The organism is Salinibacillus xinjiangensis, from assembly GCF_009649735.1.
GTDB lineage: Bacteria > Bacillota > Bacilli > Bacillales > Alkalibacillaceae > Salinibacillus > Salinibacillus xinjiangensis.
Map to the genome: position 1 here is coordinate 1 of NZ_WJNH01000002.1, position 15,907 is coordinate 15,907.

Here is a 15,907-nt window from a genome sequence, read left to right on the forward strand (position 1 = left end):
TTTTTTGCCAATGATCCATATCCTATGTTGCCATCTAAATACTCGGTGACAAGCTTCATTTTAAATTCTTCACTATATTTTGCCATAAAAAAACACCCCCGAAAGTTAGATTATTACTCTAACTTTCGGGGGTCGGTACCTTATCGTGATAGGCGTTTTTTTACTTCTTTTCGTCAGTATCACCGCTTACAACACATTCACATTAACATCCAAACAACCAACACCATCACCTACTACTATTTCCATAAATGAAGAGGAAGTCGTGTCTCGATTTTTGAATCTTTAACCTATCAAACGATATCCTATCAAGATCGTAAAAAATTTAATTTTGATGAGTTTGACCGCTTTTTAGCCTTTTTAGAGGAAAGTTTCCCGATTGTCTACAGTCAACAAGAATTTGAAACTGTCAATGACTATGCGCTAGTTTACAAATGGACAGGGACAGATTCCAACCTGAAGCCAATTGGACTAACCAGTCATTATGATGTAGTTCCCGTATTAGAACGAACGGAATCTGATTGGGAACATGGTCCCTTTAGTGGTACCGTATCCGATGGTGTCATTTGGGGACGTGGAACATTAGATGACAAAATAGGTGTGATGGGAATTCTTGAAGCTGTTCAACACTTAGTCCAACAAGGCTTTGAACCCAAGAGAGACATGTACTTTATGTTCGGTTTTGATGAAGAAATTGGTGGGGCAGAAGGTGCAAAGGCAATTGTGGACCTGCTCGAACAACGCAACATCACTTTTGAATATGTTCTTGATGTAGGCGGGGCGATTGTCGAGGAAATGGTTCCAGGTGTTAGTCAACCAGTCGGTGTTGTTGGTGTATCTGAAAAAGGATCTGCCACAGCAGAGCTATCTATTGAAGGAAGTGGTGGACACTCCTCACAACCAAATGATCAAACCAATATTGGCCGCATCGCAAGTGCCATTTCCAAGCTAGAGGAGACACAATTTAAGGAGGATTTACAAGGTCCTGGTGAAGACTTGTTTGAGTTTGTTGCACCTGAAATGAGTTTCGGGATGAAGTATGTATTTGCTAATAAAACGGTTTTTGAACCGATTATTGAAGAAATTCTATTGGATCAACCTGCTTCTGCAGCTTTAATACGAACAACGATTGCACCTACCATTTTTCAGGCAGGGGAACAATACAATGCCTTACCAGAAAAAGCATCAGCCATTATTAATCTCCGTGTAATGCCTGGTGATTCTCTTAGAGACATTAAGCAATTCATTGTAAATACGATTGATGATCCTGACATTCAAGTTACAATTACCGGAAGTGAAGCTACTAAAGTTTCAGCTTCTGATAGTAACGCATTTCAAAATGTACAGCAAGCCGCACGCAACGTACACCACGACTCTATCATTGCTCCTTATTTAATGTTTGCCGGTTCAGATGCCAAGCACTATGAACGTATTTCAGAGGACACATATCGTTTCTTACCTGCTCTAATTACATCAGAGGATTTACAAAGAATGCATGGAACAAATGAACAAATCAGTGTGGAGAATTACGTAAATGCTATAAAGTTTTTCATTGAATTAATTCAAGAATCGAATCATTAAATTCACGAAAAACACTGTTTCCGAAGCAGTGTTTTTTAATTTCCTGTCTTGCTTAGTTCTAATATTTTCTGAATATTAATACTATTTACTAAACCGGTATACAAATATAAGGAATTTAGAGGAGGTGTATTCAAGTTTAACGATCATAGTAGGCTACTAGTTTTAACGGGGGGGTGAATAGATGTCAGAAAATATGAAGGTGGCCGTCTATTACGGTCCACGAGATTTACGAGTTGAGAGAATACCCATTCCCGAAATTGGACCTCATGATATATTGCTTAAAGTTAAATATTGTGGCATTTGTGGTTCGGATGTCCATAGCTACAAAACAGGGCTTTACATAAAAGAAGGCCAAATCATGGGGCATGAATTTTCTGGTGAAGTGGTTAAGGTTGGGGATCATGTAAAAGAGATTGAGGTTGGTGAGCGAGGTACAGGCTTTTATGCGGGAGTCTGCGGAACTTGTTATTGGTGTAAAAAGGAACAATACATGCTCTGTCCAAAGCTGTTTTCGAATTCTACTGGCTACGGTCTACCAGGTGCATTTGCGGAGTACGTCAAAATATCAGATGCTACTTCTGGTGTAAACTACCACCGCATTCCAGACGAAATAGATGATATTTCAGCTGCAACGATTGAGCCTGTTGCCGTAGCAGCATTAACAGCAGAGCTTTGTGAACCGAAAACAAAGGATCAGGTGGTGGTTATGGGAGCCGGCTTAATTGGAAATGCCGTTATGCAGGTTTTTAAGGCCAAGAAAGTAGATAAAGTAATCGTGACAGAAGTATCCGAAAATCGCTTGCGAGCCGCAATCGAATCAGGTGCAGATACGGTTGTTCATGCGTATAAGGAGAATGTGTTAAAGAGGCTACAGGATTTAGTAGGCGTTGGACCTTATCATTTTCATGAAGGAGCCATGGGCGATATCGTGGTGGAGGCTTCTGGTGCGCCTTCCGCAGTAGAGCAGTCCTTTGAAATTATTCGCAGTGGAGGAACCATTGCCTTTGTGGGACTTCCAGAGAGAAAAGCGACAATCGACACAACGAAAATTGTCCATAAAGCTCCAAAAATTATCGGTGCACTGGGGGGAGACTTTTTTCAATCAATCAAATTACTTAAAACAGGAAAGGTGAAAACAGCACCACTCGTTTCTCACTTGTTTCCTTTAGAACACGTGAGAGCAGCTTTTGAAACGCAAATGAATCCTCAAAAGGCCATGAAGGTGATGATTGAATTTTAAGAGATTTACATTAGGAGGGATTAAATTGGCTGAAGTTTATCAGAAAGATATTCAGTTAGACGACTATAGCAAGGAAGATTTAGTTACGTTTTATCGCGAAATGGTGAAAATTAGGAAATTTGATGAAAATTTAATTCGGTTGATGCACGAAGGTAAGGTTTCTGGTTTCTATCATTCCGGTATTGGGTCGGAAGGTTTATCGGTAGGGTCCATCGTGAAAAACCTGCGTGATGAAGACTATCTTTACTACAACCATCGTGGCTGTAACCAAAAAATTGCTAAAGGGGTGCCTTTATCTAAGCTATATGGCGATTTCCTTGGAACAGTGGAAGGTACGACTAGGGGATTAGGGGCAGGAATTGTTCATAGTGCAGATACCTCAAGAGGTGTTTTAGGGCAAGCAGGAACGATTGGCTCTCAATTTAATATCGCAGTTGGAAGCGCTTACTCAGCAAAGCTGCAAAATACAAACAGGGTTACGGTTGTCTATTTTGGTGATGGGGCTGCATCAAGAGAACCCCTTCACGGCTCACTTAACTGGGCTGGCTTATATAACCTGCCGATCATTTATATTTGTGAAAATAATGAATACGCGATTTCGTCTCGTTGGGATGAAACCCACTCGGTTAGAGAACACATTGCAGACTGGGCATGGGGGTATGGAATTTCAAACTGTGTAGTCGATGGTAATGACGTGTTATTAATGAATGAAGTCACAAAGGAAGCAGTTGATCGTGCAAAAAGAGGGGAGGGCCCTACCTTTATAGAGGCCAAAACCTTCCGTCACCGTGGACACTTTGAAGGTGATACGTATGATTATGTGGACCAAGAGGAGCTAAAGGACTGGAAGGAAAATCGTGATCCGATTAAAAACTTTAAGAATCTATTACTTGAAAACAATATTTGCGTTGAGAATGAGTTTACAAGAGTTGATGAAGAGGTAGATCAAGAGATTCTCGAAGCGATTGCGAAAGCAGAGTCTTCACCAATGCCAGATGAGAAGAGAATTTATGAAGGATTATTTGCTTAAAGGGGGGACCATTTATGAGAAAAATTACGATGAGAGAGGCTATTATCGAAGGGCTACACGAGGAAATGGAGCGTGATGATCAAAAGGTTCTGTTTGGGGAGGATGTAGGAAAATTCGGTGGTATTAACGCCATTACAAGAGGTTTATATGAAAGATTCGGTGGTGAAAGGGTCTTTGATACGCCAATCGCAGAATCCACAATTGTGGGTGCAGCGTTAGGAATGGCTATAACTGGACTACGGCCGATTCCTGAGCTCCAGTTTGGCGATTTTGTCGGTATTGCTTTTGATGAAGTTTTCAATAAATTGGGTAAGTGGAGATATATGCATGGGGGGACTATGGAGGTGCCTGTCACTTTACGAGCACCAATCGGCATGGCAGGGGGAGCTGGCCCTGAACATTCCCAAAGCCCACAAGCTCTATTCATGCATGCCCCTGGTGTTCATATCGCCATACCTTCTACACCATATGATGCAAAAGGACTTCTAAAGACTGCAATTCGCGATAACAACGCGGTACTCTTCTTTGAGCATAAACTCTTATATGATACGAAAGGAGAGGTTCCTGAAGCTGAAGATGAATACTTAATTCCTTTAGGGCAAGCGGATGTAAAGCGAGAGGGTTCGGATGTCACGATTATTGCTACTGCCTTGCAGGTACAAACCTCACTACAGGCTGCAGAGAAGTTAGCTAATGAGGGGATTGATGTGGAAGTCATTGACCCACGTACACTTGCTCCTTTAGATAAAGAAACCCTACTGTCTTCAGTTCAAAAAACAGGTCGAGTATTAATCGTCCATGAAGAATCCAAAACAGGTGGTTCAGGTGCCGAAATAGCAGCACAAATTTCAGAGGAAGCCTTATTTGACTTGGAAGCACCCGTTAAGCGGATTGGAAGTCCAGACGTGCCAATTGCACAAAGTCTACATTTAGAACCATATTATCGTCCTAGTGAAAAGCAAATCACTGATGCCGTTCATGAATTACTAGAATACTAATGTTAATCATAGAAGATTTGATGTGAGGAGGGATAACGTTGCACGAAGTATTTATGCCACGATTAGGCGTAACGATGCAAGAGGGGGCCGTTAGCTCCTGGTTAATGGAAGAAGGACAGTACGTAGAAAAAGGTGATTACCTCTTTGAAATGGAAACAGAAAAGTCCAACGTAGAAATTGAGGCTCAATCTTCTGGAGTCTTACGGAAAATCCTCGTTGAAGAAGGTGAAGAGGTCCCGGTTAATACGGTTTTAGCCATTTTAGCTGAGGAAGACGAAGATATCACTACCTATTTGGAACAGCGAACATCAACTAACAAGGAGGAATCTCCTGAGGAACCTGAAACGGCCAAAGCTTCAGTAGCAGTTAAAGAGGAACCTAGCCCACAACGAAAAGCAAGAGTAGCTCCTAAAGCTAGAAGACTAGCAAAACAGCTAGGAGTCGACCTCGAGATGGTAACGGGCACAGGTAAAAAAGGTCTAATTACGGTACAAGATGTAGAGAAAGCGAAAGCAAGCACACTAAACATTAAGGAAAGTATTCCTTTAAATCATGTCCAAAAAGCGATGTCTGCCAATATGCTAGATAGCTGGAGAGGGATTCCGCAGTTTACCCAAGTGGTCAGTGTAAACGCAGAGAATCTGTTATCTATAAAAAGAGAATTACATGAGGTAACGATAAATGACATTATTGTGAAAGCTGTTGCAAATGTAGCGGAGAATCATTTGATTATTAACAGTAGCTTACAAGAACAAACCATACAAATTTATGAAGATATCAATGTTTCTGTAGCGGTCAGTAGCGAGCATGGACTGGTGGTTCCTGTCGTCAAGCAAGCCCAACAAAAATCGGTTCGAGACATATCGGGTGAAATCAAGAGTCTTTCCGAAAAGGCTCATCAAAACAAGCTTTCACCAGCGGATTATGCAGATGGTACCATTACCGTGTCCAATTTAGGTAGTTTAGGAATTGAATCCGGAACACCTATCATTAATAAACCTCAGTCCACGATTATTTTCGTTGGAAGTATTGAACGTGTACCAGCTGTAAATAAATATAACCAAATCGAAGTAGCGCCAATGATGAAGCTTTCTATCGCTTATGATCATCGTTTTATCGATGGCGTTACCGCAGCCAACTTTACTAATGGATTAAAGACAGCCTTAGAAGAATTATCCATTCATGAAATAGATTAAATTAGGCAAACCAATCCATAATGGGGTTGGTTAGCTTTTTGTCTTCATTGACAGATAAGGTAATTACTATTAGAATAGAATTAGAAACTAAAAGTAATATTATAGTTTTTTCATTTTACAGCTACCAAAGGGGTTATATAGTGAAAGAGAGAATTTTAAAAGCAGTCGTAGAAGAAATACAAGAAAGTGGCATGCGATTTACTGTTGATGATATTACACACCGTATGGGAATTAGTAAAAAAACCATTTATGAGCATTTTGCCTCAAAGGAAGAAATTATTAAAACGATTGTAGAGCGGATGTTGGAAGAATCAGATCAAAAAACAAATCAAATTTTTACTGACCAGTCTTTATCGTTTGTAGAAAAGATAAAAAATTTAATGCTGGTTTTACCTGAATACTACCAAATTTATGATCGGCCTGTATTAGATGGAATGAAACGGTATTATCCAAACTTGTGGCAAAAAATCAATGATTCATTACAAGAGGATTGGAATGATCTTGAACAGCTTATCGAAGAAGGGATTCAAAAAGGAGAGATTGTAAGTCATTATTCTATGATTATCATTATGAAGGTATTAAAGGAAACATTTAATACGACCTTTGATCAAAGCTTTTTCTATAAAAATAACATAACGGTTAGGGAGGCACTATCCCAAATTGTTGATTTATTACTATATGGAATGATTCCAGAGAATAAAAGGTAAATCCCTTTTTATTCTTTTCTTTTCCCCAAAATAAACTATATAAACATTTTTAGTTTATTCATTTTATCTATTTAAACTGTTTAAGAGGAGGGGTTATGATGGCATATGTAATCTTAGCTATTGCAATTGCAAGTGAAGTATTGGGAAGTTCGATGTTAAAACTATCAGGAGGATTCTCAAAGCTTTTACCATCAGTACTTGCCCTGGTTAGTTATGGAGCTTCCTTTTACTTTTTGTCACAGGCTTTAAAGCTATTGCCACTAAGTGTTGCCTATGCCATATGGGCTGGGGTTGGCACGGCACTAACGGCACTGATTGGGGTACTCATCTGGAAGGATTCGTTTTCAATCCAAACGTTATTAGGTTTAACTGCGATAATTTGTGGAGTAGCGGTATTAAATATGCCAAAGTGGACATAATCTTATCCAACTCAGCATCATTGGATTGGATTTTTCTTCGCAACTGTAATTGACAGGTCATTGAATATATGGTATTTAATGAATGGTAGGATTAGCACTCTATAACAGACAGTGCTAATTTAGATATTAGAAAGGAGAGGTAGACATGGAGAAAAAGCAGTTTCAGGCTGAATCAAAAAGATTATTAGAAATGATGATTAACTCCATTTACTCTAATAAAGAGGTCTTTTTACGGGAGTTAATTTCCAACAGTAGTGATGCCATTGACAAAATTTATTACAAGACATTAACCGATGATAATCTAACCTTTGACCAGGACAACTATTACATAAAAGTGGGTGCCGACAAGGAAAACCGCACCTTAACCATTAAAGACACAGGCATAGGTATGACGAAGGAAGAATTAGAAAACAACCTTGGAATCATCGCTAAAAGTGGAACGCTTGCCTTTAAGAAGGAAACTGAAATTAAAGATGGACATGATATCATTGGACAATTTGGCGTTGGTTTCTATGCAGCGTTTATGGTCGCTGATGTCGTTACTGTGATTAGTAAAGCGTTAGACAGTGATCAAGCCTTCAAATGGCAATCAGAGGGTACAGAAGGATATACTATTGAGCCTCATGAAAAAGCGGATGTCGGTACAGAAATCACTTTAAAGATTAAAGAAAATACTGAGGATGAGTCTTATGATGAATTCCTTGAAGAATATCGGTTGAAAGAAATTATTAAGAAATACTCTGATTTTATCCGTTACCCAATTAAAATGGATATTACCGAAAAACGACCAAAAGATGATAACGAGGAGGAGCTCGTTGATCATACGGAAGAGCAAACGATTAATAGCATGGTGCCAATTTGGCGTAAAAATAAAACCGAATTAACTGATGAGGACTATGAAAACTTTTACACCGAAAAGCGTTACGGGTTCGACAAGCCCTTGCAGCATATGCACATTCAAGTAGATGGTACCATCCGCTTCCATGCACTGTTGTTCATACCTGAAAATATTCCATTTGACTATTATTCTAAGGAATATGAAAAAGGACTAGAGCTATACTCAAACGGCGTTTTAATCATGGATAAATGCGCTGATCTACTTCCAGATTACTTTAGTTTCGTAAAAGGGCTAGTAGATTCTGAGGATCTATCCTTAAACATCTCACGGGAGATGCTTCAACAGGATCGTCAGCTGAAGCTTATTTCCAAAAACATTAGCAAAAAAATTAAAAACGAACTGAAAAAGCTTCTTAAAAATGATCGTGAAAAGTACGAGAAATTCTTTGATGCCTTTGGTAGACAGTTGAAGTTTGGCGTATACAATGATTTTGGAGCGAACAAGGACATGCTACAGGACTTGTTATTATTCTACTCCTCCAAGGAAGAGAAAAACGTCACGTTAGACGAGTATGTTTCAAACATGCCAGAGGACCAAAAATATATTTACTATGCAACCGGCGAATCCATCGATCGAATCGAAAAGCTCCCACAAACAGAATTAGTTAAAGATAAAGGCTATGAAATCCTATACTTTACTGACGAAGTTGATGAATTTGCTATCAAAATGATGCGTACCTACAGTGAAAAAGAATTTAAATCTGTATCAAGCGGGGACTTAGGCATTGAATCTGATGATGATAAAAAGGAAACAGAATCAGAGGAAATAGAAAATAAGGAACTATTGGATAAAATGAAAGAAATCCTTGCAGGTAAGGTCAAGGATGTAAAAGTATCTAACCGTCTCAAAAGCCATCCTGTTTGCCTATCTGCGGACGGTGAGGTATCCATTGAGATGGAAAAGGTATTAAATCAAATGCCAGATAATCAAAATATCAAAGCGGACAAGATTTTAGAAGTTAATACAAATCACGATGTATTTAAGTCCTTACAATCTACTTTTGACAGTAACAACGAGGAACAACTGAAATTGTATACGAACCTATTATACAATCAGGCACTATTGATTGAAGGATTACCAATCCAAGATCCAGTCGAGTTTACAAACGACATTTGCAAGGTTATGGCTTAACAAATAAGCAACAGCTCATTCTTTGGGCTGTTGTTTTCGTTTTCTAAAGGGATAAGAAGTTCTTTAGCGAATACATATATAACGAAACCTTTTTAGTTATTTATAGGGAGTGAACATTTTGACTGCCATACCAAAACCCGCTGCAACGGTTGTATTAATGGATGATGAATCTAAGGTTTATTTAACCCAACGTCCTAAGACAATGAAATTTTTAGGAGGCTATTTTGTTTTTCCAGGGGGATCGATTGATGAAGAGGATTACTCTTTTCTTATAGACTATATAAAATATGACCCACCATCTAATCATATTTCACTTGAATATTACATTGCAGCAGCTAGAGAATTATTTGAAGAGGTAGGAGTACTGCTCATTGACACCGGCGGAGAACCTCCCGTATTTCAGCACCAATCAGCAGAAGAATACCGAATGCAATTGATAAATAATGAAATTTCCCTTCTGAATATGCTAGAGGCAGAGGACTTTCGGTTAGATTTACACGATCTGCAATATTTTGGTCATCGTATTACACCGAAAACGAGTCCCATTCGCTTTGACACACGCTTTTTCATTGCTAAGTTACCAAAGGGGCAATCCCCTAAGCCTGATCAAAATGAAATAACCGAAGCCTATTGGACCACCCCTGAGGATGCTTTGTATGCCTATGAAAAAGGGGAATTGTCTATGGTACCTCCGACCATTGTCTCTCTACGTACAATTGCAAACTATGTAAACAAGGGAGGCTCTTTAATGATGCCAGACCGTGAAAATGAATCAAGTATTTAATAAAGAATATTGACCATTCTTGTTTTGGACAAGCCCATCTTTTTGCAGCTTAACAAGATGGGCTTCGATTGTTTTTTTCGCCACTTCAAATACACTAGGGTGAATTTGATCCTTGTAAATCCATGTCGTCAACTGCTCCGAAGATAATGACTGTTTATCTTTTAGAAGCTCTTTGATTTGGCTTTCTCGTTTCAACCGTCTCTTCATCACAAAATCAATTTTTTCATAAGGATTAAGCACCCAATCACCATGACCAGGACCGATTTTTTTCATATCAAATTGCTTCAAACGATTTAAGGTTTGTAAATAGTCACGCATATCCCCATCTGGTGCACCAATCCAAGTGGTACCATCAGACACTATATTATCCCCAGATAACAATACCTTTTCAGATGGAATATATAGACTCAAGTGACCAGCTGTATGTCCAGGTCCATGAATGATCGTGATATTCACACCATCTATTTGAATGTTTTCACCATCATGAACTGTTTGGATGTGGGTCAACGGATGAATCGCTTCTTTAATTTGTTCTAGTTCTTTTTGATGACAAAGAACAGTAGGGGAGAAGTGCTGTAACTGTCGTACTCCAGGTGCATGATCAGGATGGTAATGGGTGAGTAAAATCCTTTTGGGCGCTACCATGTCATGATCCTGAATGGCCTTTTCTACCTCGCGTATTGTATCCACTTGGTCATAGCCTGCGTCAACTAGAAGGGATTCCTCTTCATTTCCTATAAGATAGGAATTTGTTTCCGTATTGGGATATAAAGTTGGGGTGCTAATAGGAATGCGGATTATTCTTATTTGATTCGACACCTTTCTCATCCTTCCTTTATGTACCTTTCTCTACTATATTCACCAACGATATGAAAAATCCTGCAAATACAAAAGGGGGAAGGTCTAAGACCTTCCCCTTTGTTCACTAAGATAAATGAACAAGCTTTTTCGATAAATCGAATGCTTGTGGTTGTATTGGTTTTACATTTTCACGGTTAGCTAAAAACTCAGGTCGAGGTGATAGCTCGGAAAATGGCTGCTCAAGCTTATTTTCGATACTATTGAAAACGAAAAATACATTACTGCGTGGGAATGGTGAAATGTTACCACTAGACCCATGCATAATATTAGATTCAAAGAACAGAACAGATCCAGCCGGTCCTGTTGCACGGTCTATTCGACCATTACTCTTGCCTACTAGCCATTTGAGGCTATTATGGTCAGGCGTACCAAATTCTTGTTTTTTCAATGATTGTTCAAAGTGACTATCAGGTGTTCCTGAAGCACACTGTACATAATAGTTCTGAGAACCTGGGATAAGCATTAATGGTCCATTATATTCATAGTTATCGGTTAAGATAATAGAGCAGCTAACCGCTCTCATCCGTGGCATTCCGTCTTCCACATGCCAGGTTTCAAAATCAGAATGCCAATAAAATTCTTTTCCTTTAAAACCAGGTTTGAAATTAATTCTGGATTGATTAATATAAACCTGACTACCTAATAGTTGTTGGGCAATGTTGACCAACTTTTCGTGGGCAGACAGCTTTTGGAAGAACTCTGTATTCTTGTGGACATCAAAAATGGAGCGAATTTCATCACTACCTTGTTCACGAACAACATGAGGTTTGTCGACGGACTTATGATCATCCATCGTACCATCTAATTTCTTCCGTAAAACATCTACCTCATCATCTGAAAACAGTTTTTCAAAGAATATGTAGCCATTCTGTTCGTAGAAATCTAGTTCTTGATGCTTTAATGGACCAGAATCCTTTGAACCATACAGACCTGGATCCTTTCTTTCCATGATTGAAGGTGTCGCGCTTATTCTAGAAGGATAGAAATCTGTCATGTATACCACTCTCCTCTAAAATAAATTTGAAGAACACTTTCAATGCCCATTTTATGAAGTTAGCAGCATACAATCAAGTCTGCTAACAGGGGATGAGAGCCCTCTATAAGCGAAATAACGAAATAGACCCTAAACAACAGATATTTATCTGAATTTTGCTCTTTTTATCACTTTTTACCTTACTATAGCTAACTTACCTTATGTAATCTGTACAAATTTGAAAAGGGCAAGGAGCAACTCCTTACCCTTTTCTCGCACCTATTACGTAGTTAATTGTACACGTGCTCTGACATCCTCGAATATCGTTTGCAATTCACCCAGTAGAGGTAAATAAATCATTCCATTTCCTTCTGTCTGAGGAGGATGACCCAACGGCACGGTTCGCCGAATAAGTTGAGCATACAGCTCCGCCTCTGAAAGCTGACGTTCAAAATGCTTAGAAGCTAAAGTTTTAATTAAAGCAAGTGCTCCGGAAACATGTGGAGCTGCCATAGATGTTCCGCTTAATTTCGCATATTTTCCCTCTAAATAGGTAGAGATGATCTGCTCACCTGGAGCCACCAAATCTATCTGGTTGTTTGAATTAGAGAATTCTGAGGAGCTTCTTTCCAAGTCAACGGCCCCGACACTTATGACTTCATTATAGGAGCCTGGATAGGCTAGTTCATCAGTTTGATGTTTACCATCACCCTCATTACCAGCAGCACAAACGACTGGAATATTATGTTGAATAACTGCCTGTTGAATGGCATCATGGAGATCAGATACATCATTAGGGCCACCGAGGGACATCTGGATGATATCTACCTGCTGCTCAATCGCGTAATGAATCGCATCAATAATCCAATCATATTGACCAGAGCCATCCTTACCTAATACCTTTAATATCAACAGCTTGGCATCAGGTGCCACACCTACTACTCCTTGCTCATTTTGTTTGGCAGCAATTGTACCTGCAACATGGGTGCCATGTCCATTGTAATCCATGATGATGTCAGGATTTCCTTGATCGTCATTTGTGAAATTCCGACCGCCAATAATGTTTTCGTTCAATTCCAGATGGTTCACATCACAACCAGTGTCAAGAATGGCAACCGTGATGTCACTGGCTGTTGCATCCTTCCAAATCTCAGGTGCACCTATCAAGTCTACACCTTTTGGAATTTCGTTTGCGACTTCAAGCTGCTCAATTAAATGATAGTGAATCAGTTGAACATTTTGGCTCATTTTAATCCTCCTCACTATTTTTGGTCAGCTCTAAGGTGTTATTGAAAATAATACCAAAAACAGGGTAAAATAAATAGATTCATAGGTTGTGAATTGGACAAGGTACTAAGACCTATTTAACAAGAGGAAAGGATGATAACATGAAGCTAATTCTAATATTCGGCCCCCAAGCTGTTGGAAAAATGACCGTTGGAAAAGAGCTTGAAAACATCACAGGATTAAAATTATTTCATAATCACATGACCATTGACTTAGTTCTGAAATTCTTTGACTTCGGAACAACTTCCTTTATGCGTTTAGTCAATTCTTTTCGGTTTCAAATTATGGAAGAGGTGGCGCAAAGCAATCAAGAAGGTCTTATTTTTACATATGTATGGGCATTTGATCAGCAGGAGGACTGGGATTTTGTTGATCACATTTCCTCGATTTTTGAACAGAATGGGGGAGAGGTGTATTATGTAGAGCTTGAAGCGGAGCTGAACGAAAGGCTAGGGAGAAACAAGAGCCCTTACCGACTCGAACAAAAGCCTACTAAAAGAGATGTTGATTTTTCAGAACGTGAACTAAAATCCTCCATGGATGAATACCGACTTAATTCGTTAGAGGGGGAACTGAAGAAAAAGAATTATCTCCGCATGGATAATACACTCTTATCCGCTAAAGAGGTCGCTGAAAAAATTAAACAGACGTTTGTTTTATAAATAATTAGTAGACGAGGTCAAATAAATCCTATTTGTTCCTCGTTTTTTTATGTCTTGAAAATCGACTTTTAAAAAATGAATGGAATGCAAATACTAACATCACTAAGGGGGATTAATATATGAATACCGAAAAAATTAATGTTGTCAAATATGATGGTGATGATTTCGATCATATTCAAGATACAGCAGCAATCGAAAACCCACTGACCATACAGCTTGATGGAGAAGAATTTGCAACCATGGTTTGCACCCCCGGATACTTGGAAGAACTGGTGATTGGCTTTTTAGGTTCTGAAGGTATCATACGTTCTGTAAAACAAATTGAATCCTTGCAAATCGATGCTGACACAGGGTTTGCTTATGTAAAGTTAGTTAATAAAGGCATTGAAACGAAAGATTATGTTTCCAAACGGTTCATCGGCTCTTGCTGTGGCAAAAGTCGTCAATTTTATTTTTATAATGATGCTAAAACAGCTAAAACGGTTATGAGCAAGCTACAAATGTCCGTATACCAATGTATAGATCTTATGAATGAGATGCAAATGCATTCAACAGAGTACAGGCTTACGGGCGGCTTTCACAATGCAGCCTTAGCTACCAAAGATGAGCTATTGCTTTGTCGGAATGACATTGGCAGACACAATGCCCTTGATAAAATTTTTGGTTATTGTCTGCAAAATCGGATCTCCTTATCCGATAAAGTGATTGTTTTTAGTGGCAGAATATCATCGGAAATCGTACTAAAGGTCGCAAAGATTGGCGCACCTATCCTTTTATCCAAATCTGCACCAACTACATTAGCCATTCAGCTCGCAAAAGATTTGGGGATAACATGTGTTGGTTTTATTCGGAATAATCGACTCAACGTATATACACATCCAGAGCGTATTCAACAGGTCCATTAGTTACATAAAAAGAATAAAGGTTAGGTGATATACTTGACTTTTCATCCACCTAAAGAAACAGCAAGACTAGCAATGGAACATGGTGAGAAAAAAGCACATCTTCCCATTACAACCCAACTTTTACTTGGATTTTTGGCTGGTGCTTTTATTGCTTTTGGATTTTTACTTGATATTCGAGTAGTTGGAAACCTTCCAGAAGAAATATGGGGGTCGATGTCTGCATTTATTGGGGGAGCTGTTTTCCCAGTTGGGCTCGTTTTTGTGTTACTGGCTGGTGGTGAGCTTTTAACCGGAAATATGATGGCAGTAGCAACAGCGAGATTTGCTGGAAGGATATCAACTGGCTATATTATAAAAAATTGGTCAATTATTGCCATTACCAATTTTGTAGGGTCTATTTTTGTTGCTTATTTCTTCGGCCATTTTTTGGGCTTAACCGAAACAGGTCCTTTTTTAGAAAAAACAGTTACCATTGCAGAAGGGAAGTTAGAGGATTCATTTTTACAGGCGTTTATTTCTGGAATTGGAGCGAATTGGTTAGTCTGTTTAGCGGTTTGGTTATGCTATGCAGCAGATGATGTTGCTGGTAAAATTTTATCAATCTGGTTTCCGATTATGGCGTTTGTAGCTATCGGTTTTCAGCACGTGGTAGCTAACATGTTTGTTATTCCAGCTGCTATCTTTGCAGGCTATTTTACCTGGATGGAATACCTCGAAAATTTCGTTGCTGTCTTTTTCGGAAATGCAGTAGGTGGAGCGATATTTGTTGGATGGTTTTACTGGGCAGCATACCTACGAGAAGACGTATAAAATAGAAAAAAGCACCCCAGGCTTTAATAAAGTTAAAGCCTGGGGATTCTTATTCTTCTAATTCCATATCTGATGAAGTGGGATAGATCAAATGATTGGTACATTCTGGGCAAACATCCAAAATATCATAGGGATGTGGTTGATCATCCACTTCCTCCACACGACCACAAACCTCACAGATTCTTGGCAACAGAAAAACCTCCTTCACAACTCATTTTCAGAAGCATTGACCTCAAAACCTAAATCCATAACGGCTTGCGTGAAATCCTCCAAAGAACCTGCATCTTCGTCATAGGAGATAATGGCCTCATTAGTTTGGGTGTTAATTTTCACATTACGAATTCCCCACACATCATGTAAGGCTTCACTAAGTTGTTTTTCATCCTCTTTTTTTAACTGCGGAATGGAAAGCTTATGTGTAATCATAT

17 protein-coding genes are annotated in these 15,907 nt (G+C 39.0%); 12 read left to right on the top strand and 5 right to left on the bottom strand.

The features are described 5' to 3' along the window. The first annotated feature begins 375 nt into the window (after positions 1–375). The 9 genes from GH754_RS02670 to GH754_RS02710 all read left to right on the top strand — a co-directional run bounded on the left by GH754_RS02670 (position 376) and on the right by GH754_RS02710 (position 9,981). Positions 376–1,578, top strand: coding sequence for a M20/M25/M40 family metallo-hydrolase (locus tag GH754_RS02670; protein ID WP_323741863.1), 1,203 nt, complete (start codon positions 376–378; stop codon positions 1,576–1,578). Between the two features lie 181 nt (positions 1,579–1,759). Next, complete coding sequence (locus GH754_RS02675) at positions 1,760–2,818, top strand: zinc-dependent alcohol dehydrogenase (protein ID WP_153727203.1); 1,059 nt, start codon at positions 1,760–1,762, stop codon at positions 2,816–2,818. 25 nt (positions 2,819–2,843) lie between these two features. Then, on the top strand, positions 2,844–3,848 hold the full coding sequence (locus GH754_RS02680; RefSeq protein ID WP_153727204.1) for a thiamine pyrophosphate-dependent dehydrogenase E1 component subunit alpha: 1,005 nt from the start codon (positions 2,844–2,846) through the stop codon (positions 3,846–3,848). A gap of 14 nt (positions 3,849–3,862) precedes the next feature. Further along, positions 3,863–4,846 carry an alpha-ketoacid dehydrogenase subunit beta gene (locus GH754_RS02685; protein ID WP_153727205.1) on the top strand — a complete coding sequence of 328 codons (984 nt, stop codon included), beginning with the start codon at positions 3,863–3,865 and terminating at the stop codon, positions 4,844–4,846. Between the two features lie 38 nt (positions 4,847–4,884). After that, entirely contained in the window at positions 4,885–6,042 is a 1,158-nt protein-coding gene (locus tag GH754_RS02690; RefSeq protein ID WP_153727206.1) for a dihydrolipoamide acetyltransferase family protein, read from the top strand. Positions 6,043–6,182: 140 nt separating this feature from the next. Further along, entirely contained in the window at positions 6,183–6,749 is a 567-nt protein-coding gene (locus GH754_RS02695; RefSeq protein ID WP_194841265.1) for a TetR/AcrR family transcriptional regulator, read from the top strand. 95 nt (positions 6,750–6,844) lie between these two features. Further along, on the top strand, positions 6,845–7,168 hold the full coding sequence (locus GH754_RS02700) for a DMT family transporter (RefSeq protein WP_153727208.1): 324 nt from the start codon (positions 6,845–6,847) through the stop codon (positions 7,166–7,168). Positions 7,169–7,313: 145 nt separating this feature from the next. Then, positions 7,314–9,197, top strand: a complete 1,884-nt coding sequence (gene htpG / locus GH754_RS02705; protein ID WP_153727209.1) for a molecular chaperone HtpG — start codon at positions 7,314–7,316, stop codon at positions 9,195–9,197. Positions 9,198–9,315: 118 nt separating this feature from the next. Beyond that, positions 9,316–9,981 (top strand): NUDIX hydrolase, encoded by a 666-nt coding sequence (locus GH754_RS02710; RefSeq protein WP_153727210.1) that lies wholly within the window; start codon positions 9,316–9,318, stop codon positions 9,979–9,981. Here GH754_RS02710 and GH754_RS02715 read toward each other — a convergent pair. The 3 genes from GH754_RS02715 to GH754_RS02725 all read right to left on the bottom strand — a co-directional run bounded on the left by GH754_RS02715 (position 9,970) and on the right by GH754_RS02725 (position 13,063). Then, the gene (locus GH754_RS02715) at positions 9,970–10,800 is read right to left on the bottom strand and encodes an MBL fold metallo-hydrolase (RefSeq protein ID WP_194841266.1); all 831 of its coding nucleotides are present in this window, start codon (positions 10,798–10,800) and stop codon (positions 9,970–9,972) included. The two genes, GH754_RS02710 and GH754_RS02715, sit on opposite strands and share 12 nt — an antisense overlap. A gap of 106 nt (positions 10,801–10,906) precedes the next feature. Further along, a complete protein-coding gene (thpD, locus tag GH754_RS02720) occupies positions 10,907–11,836 on the bottom strand; it encodes an ectoine hydroxylase (protein ID WP_153727212.1) in 930 nt (309 codons plus the stop codon). Positions 11,837–12,097: 261 nt separating this feature from the next. Then, on the bottom strand, positions 12,098–13,063 hold the full coding sequence (locus tag GH754_RS02725; protein ID WP_153727213.1) for a S8 family peptidase: 966 nt from the start codon (positions 13,061–13,063) through the stop codon (positions 12,098–12,100). A 140-nt stretch (positions 13,064–13,203) separates the two neighbouring features. On the opposite strand from GH754_RS02725, the gene GH754_RS02730 reads away from it, so the two are divergent. From GH754_RS02730 to GH754_RS02740, 3 genes are all read left to right on the top strand, one after another. Continuing rightward, positions 13,204–13,764: a DEAD/DEAH box helicase family protein gene (locus tag GH754_RS02730; protein ID WP_153727214.1), complete on the top strand. Its 561-nt coding sequence runs from the start codon at positions 13,204–13,206 to the stop codon at positions 13,762–13,764. Positions 13,765–13,883: 119 nt separating this feature from the next. After that, positions 13,884–14,669, top strand: a complete 786-nt coding sequence (gene fdhD / locus GH754_RS02735) for a formate dehydrogenase accessory sulfurtransferase FdhD (protein ID WP_153727215.1) — start codon at positions 13,884–13,886, stop codon at positions 14,667–14,669. A gap of 33 nt (positions 14,670–14,702) precedes the next feature. Continuing rightward, positions 14,703–15,479, top strand: coding sequence for a formate/nitrite transporter family protein (locus tag GH754_RS02740; RefSeq protein ID WP_267206648.1), 777 nt, complete (start codon positions 14,703–14,705; stop codon positions 15,477–15,479). Positions 15,480–15,528: 49 nt separating this feature from the next. Here the strand turns inward: GH754_RS02740 and GH754_RS02745 are convergent, their stop codons facing one another. Beyond that, complete coding sequence (locus tag GH754_RS02745) at positions 15,529–15,669, bottom strand: hypothetical protein (protein WP_153727216.1); 141 nt, start codon at positions 15,667–15,669, stop codon at positions 15,529–15,531. A 14-nt stretch (positions 15,670–15,683) separates the two neighbouring features. Further along, positions 15,684–15,905: a heavy-metal-associated domain-containing protein gene (locus GH754_RS02750; protein WP_153727217.1), complete on the bottom strand. Its 222-nt coding sequence runs from the start codon at positions 15,903–15,905 to the stop codon at positions 15,684–15,686. Positions 15,906–15,907 lie beyond the last annotated feature (2 nt).